This is a genomic window from Succinimonas sp. (assembly GCF_045225735.1).
Lineage (GTDB): Bacteria > Pseudomonadota > Gammaproteobacteria > Enterobacterales > Succinivibrionaceae > Succinimonas.
The window spans coordinates 1-8,445 of sequence record NZ_JBGVBR010000430.1 but is presented as its reverse complement, the minus strand read 5'-3'; the positions used below and the strand labels follow the sequence as shown (position 1 = coordinate 8,445).

9 protein-coding genes and 1 pseudogene are annotated in these 8,445 nt (G+C 55.7%); all 10 read right to left on the bottom strand.

The annotated features are described in order from the left end of the window. Nucleotides 1-59 precede the first annotated feature (59 nt). A complete protein-coding gene (locus ACJROR_RS14985) occupies nucleotides 60-1,211 on the bottom strand; it encodes an AAA family ATPase (protein ID WP_406547794.1) in 1,152 nt (383 codons plus the stop codon). 44 nt (nucleotides 1,212-1,255) lie between these two features. Next, nucleotides 1,256-1,705, bottom strand: coding sequence for a hypothetical protein (locus tag ACJROR_RS14980; protein ID WP_406547793.1), 450 nt, complete (start codon nucleotides 1,703-1,705; stop codon nucleotides 1,256-1,258). 137 nt (nucleotides 1,706-1,842) lie between these two features. Beyond that, a complete protein-coding gene (locus ACJROR_RS14975; protein ID WP_406547792.1) occupies nucleotides 1,843-2,571 on the bottom strand; it encodes a DUF2786 domain-containing protein in 729 nt (242 codons plus the stop codon). A gap of 2 nt (nucleotides 2,572-2,573) precedes the next feature. After that, the gene (locus ACJROR_RS14970) at nucleotides 2,574-3,704 is read right to left on the bottom strand and encodes a methyltransferase (protein WP_406547791.1); all 1,131 of its coding nucleotides are present in this window, start codon (nucleotides 3,702-3,704) and stop codon (nucleotides 2,574-2,576) included. Beyond that, nucleotides 3,691-4,353, bottom strand: coding sequence for a hypothetical protein (locus tag ACJROR_RS14965; protein ID WP_406547790.1), 663 nt, complete (start codon nucleotides 4,351-4,353; stop codon nucleotides 3,691-3,693). The genes ACJROR_RS14970 and ACJROR_RS14965 overlap by 14 nt, the downstream gene beginning before the upstream one ends. Continuing rightward, on the bottom strand, nucleotides 4,350-5,579 hold the full coding sequence (locus ACJROR_RS14960; RefSeq protein ID WP_406547795.1) for a beta-ketoacyl-ACP synthase: 1,230 nt from the start codon (nucleotides 5,577-5,579) through the stop codon (nucleotides 4,350-4,352). The genes ACJROR_RS14965 and ACJROR_RS14960 overlap by 4 nt, the downstream gene beginning before the upstream one ends. A gap of 47 nt (nucleotides 5,580-5,626) precedes the next feature. Next, nucleotides 5,627-6,379, bottom strand: a pseudogene (gene fabG / locus ACJROR_RS14955) (3-oxoacyl-ACP reductase FabG); the annotation flags it as partial. Then, nucleotides 6,373-6,927, bottom strand: a complete 555-nt coding sequence (locus tag ACJROR_RS14950) for a hypothetical protein (RefSeq protein WP_406037568.1) — start codon at nucleotides 6,925-6,927, stop codon at nucleotides 6,373-6,375. The pseudogene fabG and the gene ACJROR_RS14950, both read right to left, overlap by 7 nt. Further along, the gene (locus ACJROR_RS14945) at nucleotides 6,924-8,084 is read right to left on the bottom strand and encodes a beta-ketoacyl-ACP synthase (RefSeq protein WP_406547789.1); all 1,161 of its coding nucleotides are present in this window, start codon (nucleotides 8,082-8,084) and stop codon (nucleotides 6,924-6,926) included. Before ACJROR_RS14945 ends, ACJROR_RS14950 begins: the two co-directional genes overlap by 4 nt. Before the next feature lie 52 nt (nucleotides 8,085-8,136). After that, nucleotides 8,137-8,445 (bottom strand): hypothetical protein (locus tag ACJROR_RS14940; RefSeq protein WP_406547788.1); only part of this gene is annotated, 309 nt, incomplete at its 5' end.

Below are 8,445 nucleotides of genomic sequence, written 5' to 3'. Positions count from 1 at the left end.
AACGGGGATTTCCGGAATTCCGGGAAATAACGGGAGAAATCATTAAAAGTCAGACTTGCTCAAGCTTCTGGCGGCATTCTTGAGAGCCCGCCGCCCAAAATATTTTTCCGCCACAAATCGCCTAAGGAATAATCTTCAAGCCAGACCCGGAGTTCTTTTTCATCCAGGCGTCTCAAGACCGAAGATCCGTTACCGTCCTTATCCGCAGCAATACCGGCAACGACAACATCATCCGCAGCAAATTCATCAAGGAGGTCAGGAGACTCTGTGGAAATGATAACCTGCTTAGCTGCGGCAACCTGCTTTATCATATCGGCAAGCAATGTTATCGCATAGGGATGGAGCCCCAGTTCCGGCTCATCTATGATGATCGTGGCAGGCTGCAGTTCCGGGGGCTGCAAGAGCAGCGTCGCAAGACAAATAAAACGAAGCGCGCCGTCAGACAATTGCGCCGCATGAAAAATATCTTCACAGCCCTTGCGGCGCCATTTAAGAATAATCAGTTCTTCATTTAATTCATTAGGTTCAAGCGCAAAATCATCAAAAAAAGGAACAACCAGTCTTATGGTTTCAATAATTTCATGATATTTCTTTTCGTAGCTGCGCCTTAACCGATATAAAAAAGCGGCTAAATTCGCCGCATCACTCATGAGACGCTTATTATTTTCAATGTTATGTTCCTGTTTCACTTTGGCCGCGCGGCCGGTATCCTGAAAATGGTATACCCGCCAGAACTGATTTTTCAGGATGGGAATAACGCGCTCCGCCGCTTTATCACCAGCGCCGTTTTCCCATTGCGATTCGTGGTGGCCGCTGGCTATGCTGCTTTCATAACGCTGGTCTTCATCATAGCGGCAAAAAAATTCATTCTTAAAAATCAGCTGCCTGTCATCAGCCGGAATTAACTCATATCCATATGAATTTTTATCAAAAACAAATTCAAATGACAGGTAATCAGTTTCTGTGATGCCATTATAAAAGAGAGAATTAATCCCGCTCCTTCCGGCAAAAATCCGGAGCTTTTGCTGCAAAACATCCTGCAGCAGCGGAAAAGCGGACAGGAAATTTGATTTTCCGGATCCGTTGCAGCCAATCAAAACGTTAATGCTTTTAAGAGGAAGCTCGCATTTTTTAAGGGACTTGTATCCCTTAATAACGACCTTGCTTAATTGCCCGTATCTCAGACTCACTGTTCCACGCCACTGATTCATGGCCCTGATGCTGCTCCGCCGGATGTCTGCCGAATTTGAAACGGCTACAGCACTTCATTCTTTACCGCAGCAACAATTTCAGAGTTATGAGCTATTGTATCCGGATCCGCTTCCAGATCCGAAATACGCCACCACTTAAATTTAGTCCCGGCTAACTCAAACTGTTCCTCTTCATTAAGATTGTCAACGGAAACCTTAAAAAACCGGTGATCGTAAAGCTTGCTGACTTTATCGGACACCGAGTACTTCTCCGTGAAGGCCCGCAAGGACATTTCAGCATGAATGCTGTGAGCAGGCGTGTGCAGCAGCTCTGCAAGGCATCCGGTAACGTAAGAAAGCTCCTTTTGATCTGCCTCCGGGCCTTGGTCAATAACGGTCATTTTTCGATAAGGAAAGAGAAACATTCCCCATCTGTTATCAAAAATTGTCAGCACCCGGCTTTTGTCGCTGTTCTGGATAATCATTAAATCAAAGGGATGCGCCTGATCTGTCATCTCAATGGCCTCGCTGTCTGAAAAAGCTGCTTGTGAACGCAGCTGTTTGTTTGTCTGTTGGCCTTGTTTGCCTGCGGCCCTGAGGTTACAAGCCCCGGAAAAAAAACTTCCCCCGGATCCCGCCTCGGCCGCCCCGGCTAATACCCCAAAAGAAGCTCCCGGGCTCCGCTGCCGTTAACCGGTCTGTTAAGGGTGGCATTCCGGCCATCGGAAATGCCTTTGTTATAGCCCTGGGCATTCCATGATGCTCCCGAGCGGGATTTTGTTGCGGTCAGATTCGGGTAATTAATCGTTTCAAATCTCTCAATAAGCTTCTGCTCCTCCGGGGTGATATCCACAAAGGTGTTCACCAAATCAGTAACCCCGGAAACCCACCCGGAGCAGTAGCTGTCGGCCATATCCCGCTTGAGGTTCCTGAATACGCTCCAGTTTCCGAAGTTGCAATCCTCCTTAAGATATCTCCTCCGAGCGGCAGAAAGCTGTCTTACCAGCACCTCGCAGACATAAACCCCCATATCCACCCGATCTCCGGGGCCGTAAAATTCATAAGTCTTTACCCCGTAATCCTTGGAGAGAATAACCTTGATGCCAAAGGCCTTTTCCATGAGCCGCAAAAATCTGGTTTCATAATTCGGCACTCTGTTAAAACCGGCAGACAGCACCTTTTTGAGCTTGATGCTCTTGATCTCCGAAATCCCCACATCCTCCATGGTAAGACCTGATTCCTGCAGGATTCTCACCGCCATGTTCATAGCCAGAGCCGCTTCGTTGGGATTCCCCGACTTGCTCAGATTTAACAGCTTTTTCACTCTTTCAAGACGCCGCTCCCGAATGGCAGCGGAGTTCTTATCAGCACTATCACTCATAATTATCCTTCATGGCCGGCTCCTCTCCGGCCTTCCTCATATTCAGCTTCCGGATTTTTCCGGAAAAACATCACTGTATGCCCCATGCCCAGATGGTCGATCTCGTCACAGAGCTTAAAGCCCGCCCCTTCTATCAGGGAAATAAGCTCCCGGGCATGATAGAAGCGGCTCCGGCCGTTAGCCAGGGCGGTAAAGTACAGGGAGGTGGCATCCACCACCAGCGAGGCCACCTCGTTTTTCTGGCGGTCTCCCAGAATCTCGTTCACCGCCAGCACCGCATCAGGTCTGGCAGCGCGGTAAATCCGGGAAATTATACCGGAAATATCCCCGGCGCTGAAGCAATCCAGAAACTGGCTGAGCCACCAGATATCGGCCTCTCCGGGAAGAGCAGGCTCCTCCTTTAAAATATCGGCGGGAAATACCCGGGCCCGTTCCTCTCTCCCGGCTTTTTGGAAATTCTCCCGGGCCTTCTCGCATTGCTCCGGAAGATCAATTACGGTAACCTTAACCTCGGGATCATAATCCGTGGCCGCCAGAGCGAACTTGCCGGTATTGCCCCCCACATCGTAGATCAACCGGGGATGAAACCTCCTGAAAAGCTCCGGCAAGGCTTTCGGAAAAAGGCGATCCGAATAAAAGTGGTCAAAGCCGAACCAGGCCTCCCGGGCCTTTTCCGGCAGATCCTTAAGAAAGGGATAAATGGTGTCGTGATCCGCGGTAAATACCCGCAGTCCCTCCGGACGTCCGGTTTTCAGGGAGTCCGTCAGCTTTTCCAGTCCCTGATAGCAGACATGGCGGGTAAAGGCCAGATTCACCCGGGTCATGGGATCGCTCGTGAGATAAATACCCAGCTTGGACAGGGAGAGACCGCCGTTTTCCGGGTTTTCAATAACGATGTCCGCGGTAACGGCCAGATCCAAAAGCACTGAAACCCCGTAAAGGGACACTCCGGATCTCCGGGCCATCTCCTCCCGGGTAATGCTTTCTCCGGGCCCGAGATCCCCGAGAATCCCGAGAAGGCCCAGATCCTCCATGGCAGCCACCGCCTGAAAAACAAAAGGCCCCACGCTGATGGCCTGAGCCCGCCTGAGAGCCTCCATGGCTGACATATCGTTAAACTTACCTGTGGTCATTAAGCTCCCGTCCCTTTTGAATTCTGAAACAAATCATGCGTATTGCAAACTCCCCGGCGAACATGAGGCCCATAATCACATAGATAATAATGCCGGTATAAATCATCCAGTACTTCCGATCCTCCGGAAGAGTCAGCAAAATCGCCGTTACCCCGTTAAGCGCAAAGTAAACGCACCAGGCCTCCGTAACCATCCTGCAGTATTTCCGAAAAAATTCCGTGCGTTCCTCCGGCGGGGTTTTCAGGGAGGCGATCTTTTCCACCAGAGGAGTCCGCCCTCCTTTCAATGTTCTCCCGAAAAACCATAACAGCCCGAAGCTCACCAGAGCGGGGTAAAACAGCATGAGCTCCTGGGACATCCGGAGCAGCGAGGCCGCTCCCATAAACAGCGCCGCCGCCAGAATTACGGTATTGATATCCCGGGAATCCCGGCCGCTCAGAAAAACTCTGATCCCCGCCAGGAGGAGCAGGAGGAGAGCCGGCCCCAGTCTGTCCTGAGTTTTCAGGCCGTAATAAACATAAAAGGGATAGCTGAGAGAGCCGCACCAGAAGATAATCCTGAGAAATATCCTGAGGGCTTTCCCATGCTTCCGATCCGCATCCCGATGCGGATCTGCTTTGGCAGACTCTCCCTCCTGAGGCACGGTCATGACCCCGCGCCTTCCGGGGTTCTGAAGATAAGAGAGGTGTTAACCCCGCCGAAGGCAAAGTTGTTGCTCATGACATACTCCGTCCGAAGATCAAGCCCGCTGCCCCGGATATAGCAGAGATCTCCGATGGCGGGATCGGGATTACTGAGATTGAGATTCGGAGCGAACCACCCTTCCCGCTGCATAAGAATCGTCATGGCGGCCTCCAAAGCACCGGCCGCCCCTAGGGTATGCCCCATATAGCTCTTGAGGGTAGCTACCGGGATATGGCTCCCGAACACCCGGAAGGTGGCGGAACCCTCGGCGAGATCCCCCTGCTCGGTGCCGGTGCCGTGCGCGTTCACATAACCGATGTCCTCAGGAGAAATGCCGGCGTTCTTCAGGGCCAGCCGCATGCACTTCTCCATCCCCGGAGAGGAGGGACTGGTAACGTGGGTGGCATCCGCATTGGTGGCAAAGCCGCATAATTCCGCATAGATCCGGGCGCCCCGCCTCCGGGCATGTTCGTACTCCTCCAGAACCAGCATGCCGGCTCCTTCGCCTGCCACAATGCCGTCCCGGGAAATATCAAAGGGCCGGGGGGCGCGTTCCGGATCCCGAGTACTCGAGGTGGCAAAGAGAGCATCAAAGATCCCCACGGTGAGCGGATTAAGCTCCTCGGCCCCTCCGGCCAGCATGATATCCTGAGCCCCGCATTTAATGGCTTCGTAAGCATAACCCAGAGCCTGAGATCCCGAGGTGCAGGCGGTGCTGGCGGCAATGATGCGTCCCGTGATCCCGAAAAACAGCGAAATATTCACGGCGCAGGTATGGGGCATGATCTGCACATAGGTGGTGGCGTTCAGATTCACCGTATCCTTTTCCGAGATAAAGACCGCCACGTCCTTAAGGCCGGACATCGTGCCCGCGGAGCTCCCCGCGGCAACTCCCGCGGTGCCATCAGTAAGCTCGGGACTGTCCAGAAGTCCGGCGTCGGCGAGAGCCTTTTCGGAAGCGGCCACTGCCATAATGCTGATCCGCCCCATGGAACGGGTCTTCTTCCGGGGGTAATGCGGGAGCTCCTCCGTTACCGGGGCCCCGAGAACGCAGGTCATGTTTCGGTATTCGGAAAGCTCCGGGAGTACTCGGACAGCGTTTTTGCCGGAGCGGAGACGCTTAAGCACCTCTCCGGGCTCCTGTCCCAGCGGAGAAATCATTCCGATCCCGGTTACCGCAACCCGGCGCATTTCCGCTCCCGAGCGTCCGCTCGCAAGCCCGTCCGTCAGCATCCCCATCAGCACATTCCTCCGTTCACACTGATAACCTGTCTCGTAATATACGCCGCATCCCGGGAGCAGAGAAAGGCGATGGTTCCGGCCACCTCCTCCGGAGCCCCCAGCCGGCCCAGGGGCACCAGCGGGAGAGCATGTTCCCGCACCTCCTCACTGACCATGCCGGTATCAATAACTCCCGGAGCCACGGCATTCACGGTGATTTTTCTTTTGCCTAATTCCACGGCCAGAGACTTGGCCGCCGCAATCAGCCCCGCCTTGGCTGCGCTGTAATTCACCTGACCGCGGTTTCCGGTAATTCCGGAAACCGAGGACACCACCACTATGCGCCCGCCGTCCCGGAGGTGAATCATGGGCATGATGCAGGGGCGGAGCACGTTGTAAAAGGAGCCCAGATCGGTATCCAGCACCTGCTGCCAGGCCTCATGCTCCATGGCCGGAAAAGCGGCATCCCGGGCAATGCCCGCATTAAGCACCACTCCCCAGTAGGCGCCGTGAGCCTGAATATCTGCGTTAAGAGCCGTTTCGCAGGCCTGGGTGTCCGCCACGTCAAAGGAGATCACCCGGGCCTCCCGCCCCTGCTCCCGAATTTCCCGGGCCAGGCTTTCCGCGTTTTCCCGGTGGGTTCGGCAGTGCAAAACCACAGAAAAGCCGGCCCCCGAAAGCCGCCTTGCCGCGGCGGCTCCGATGCCGGTGCCGGCTCCGGTAATGAGAATCGTCCGATTCCTGTTTTCCTCAAAAGCGGTATTCATTTTTCTGCCCCTCCTGAAGGCTTCTCCGGATCTGTGTTCCCGGCATCCCCGGCGCCGATTACGGAAAACCGTCCGGAGGCCACGATTTGCCTGTTGCCATGCATAGCCCCGCCGTCATCTGCGGCCCTGCTGTCCTCAGGAGCTCCGGCTGAGGCAAAGGCCTCCACATTCATAATCACAAAGTTCTCATCCTTAAGCTCCCGGGAGACGGAAATCAGGAGGCGCTGCCCCGCCGGGAAGGCTCCCCGGCGCCTGATCTGAAAACCCCGCACCGAAAGCAGAAGCGCCCGGGTCATGGGGGGCTCCCCCCGGAGCATCCGGCAGACTCCCAAAACCGCGGCGCAGCCCTGAGCCATGACCTCCATAATAACATGAGACGGCAGGGAGCCATCGGGATTGAGTCCGGCCATAGGACGATCCCCGGGCACATAGAAGGCCTCGCCGGATTCCAGATCGGGATCCGCAAAGACAACCTCATCGATCATCAGCATGGGAGGCCGGTGGGGAATATAGCTGCCGAATTCCGCGGGAGTGAAATGCGATTTTTTCATAGGGAGAACACCAGAGATACATTATTGCCGCCGAAAGCCAGGGAATTCGACATGACGTAAGGTCTTTTCGCATACCGTCCGGGAACGGTCACGAGATCGATATCAGGGAACTCCTCCCGGTAGTCCTCCTCCCGGTAGTCATGCCGGGGCAGCATGGCTCCCCGAAGAACAAGAGAGGATACAAAAGCCCCCATGATGCCGGCAGCGCCCAGGGTATGGCCGCAGAGATGCTTGGCGGAGGATACCGGCACCCGGCCGCCCAGAAGATCCCGGGCCACCCGGCCCTCCATGGCGTCATTCAGGCGGGTGCCGGTGCCATGAAAGTGAAGATACCCGAGATCCTCCGGCTTAAGTCCCGCCATTTTAAGGGCCTCCTCCATGGCCGCCCGGGCCATGGTACCTTCAGGCTCCGGCGCGGAAATGTGGTGGGCATCGGAGGTGGCTCCGCAGCCCAGAAGCCGGAGGGGCGCCTCCTCCAGGGGCTCCCGGGTCAGAAGAGCGATGCCGGCGCCCTCCCCGATATTGATGCCGTCCCGCTCCCGGTGAAAGGGCCGGGTATGCTGCAAAGACAGAGCTCCCAGAGCATAGAATCCCGAAATGCTGATGGCGCTGAGAGAATCCGCGCCTCCGGCAATCACCGCATCGCAGATCCCGGCCTTGAGGAGATCCCGTGCGCTGATAAGGGCCCGGGCGGAGGAGGAGCAGGCCGTGGCCACGGTATAGCAGGGGCCCTTAGCTCCCAGAAAGCGGCCGATAAAGGCGGACACATTGCCCACCTCGTAGGAAAGAGAGCTGAATTTCACCGGCCTTCCGGCGGCCATGTCAGCCCGGCCCGCCCTTTCCACATCGCTGATGGCCGAGGTGGAGGTGCCCAGCACTACGCCGATGCGGGAGGCCCCGTAACGCCGGAACGCTGTATCCGTGAGATCCCGAATCTGATTAAGGCAGTGCATGAGAAGGAGGCTGTTCCGGCAATCCGGTTCTTCGGGAGAGTTCAGGGGAAAGGAGATCTCCCCGAAATCAGCGGCCAGATCTCCGGGAAGATAGCCCTTAAGTCTTGTGAAACCGGGAGCGCGGTTATCCCTGAGAGAATTTTCCGCTTCCTCCCAATCCCGGCCCAAAGCCGAAATAGCAGTAAGACCGTTTAGATAAATCATCCGCGCTCATCCCTGTGAAATCAATTCCCGCTTCCCGCCATTTACACCGCAGCTACACCTCTGCCACCGGCTGTTCCGCTCCCTCATCCTCAGGTTCCTGATAGCTGAGAAAAAGCGCCAGAACAAATACCGCCAGAAGGCCCAGAGCCAGCGCACTGCCAAATGCGGCCAAGGCCCGGGTGCCTGAAAACGCCAGAGCCCCGAAGGCGGCCTCCGTGGTAAGCCAGGAAGCCAAAAGCGCCCGCCGCCGTTCCCGGATGGTGGCGGGGGAAGCTGAATACATAAAGATGCAGTAATCCGCCCCCAGTCCCAGAATCATAAAAAGAGCCAAGGCGGAAAAGAGGCAGAAATAGCCTCCGGA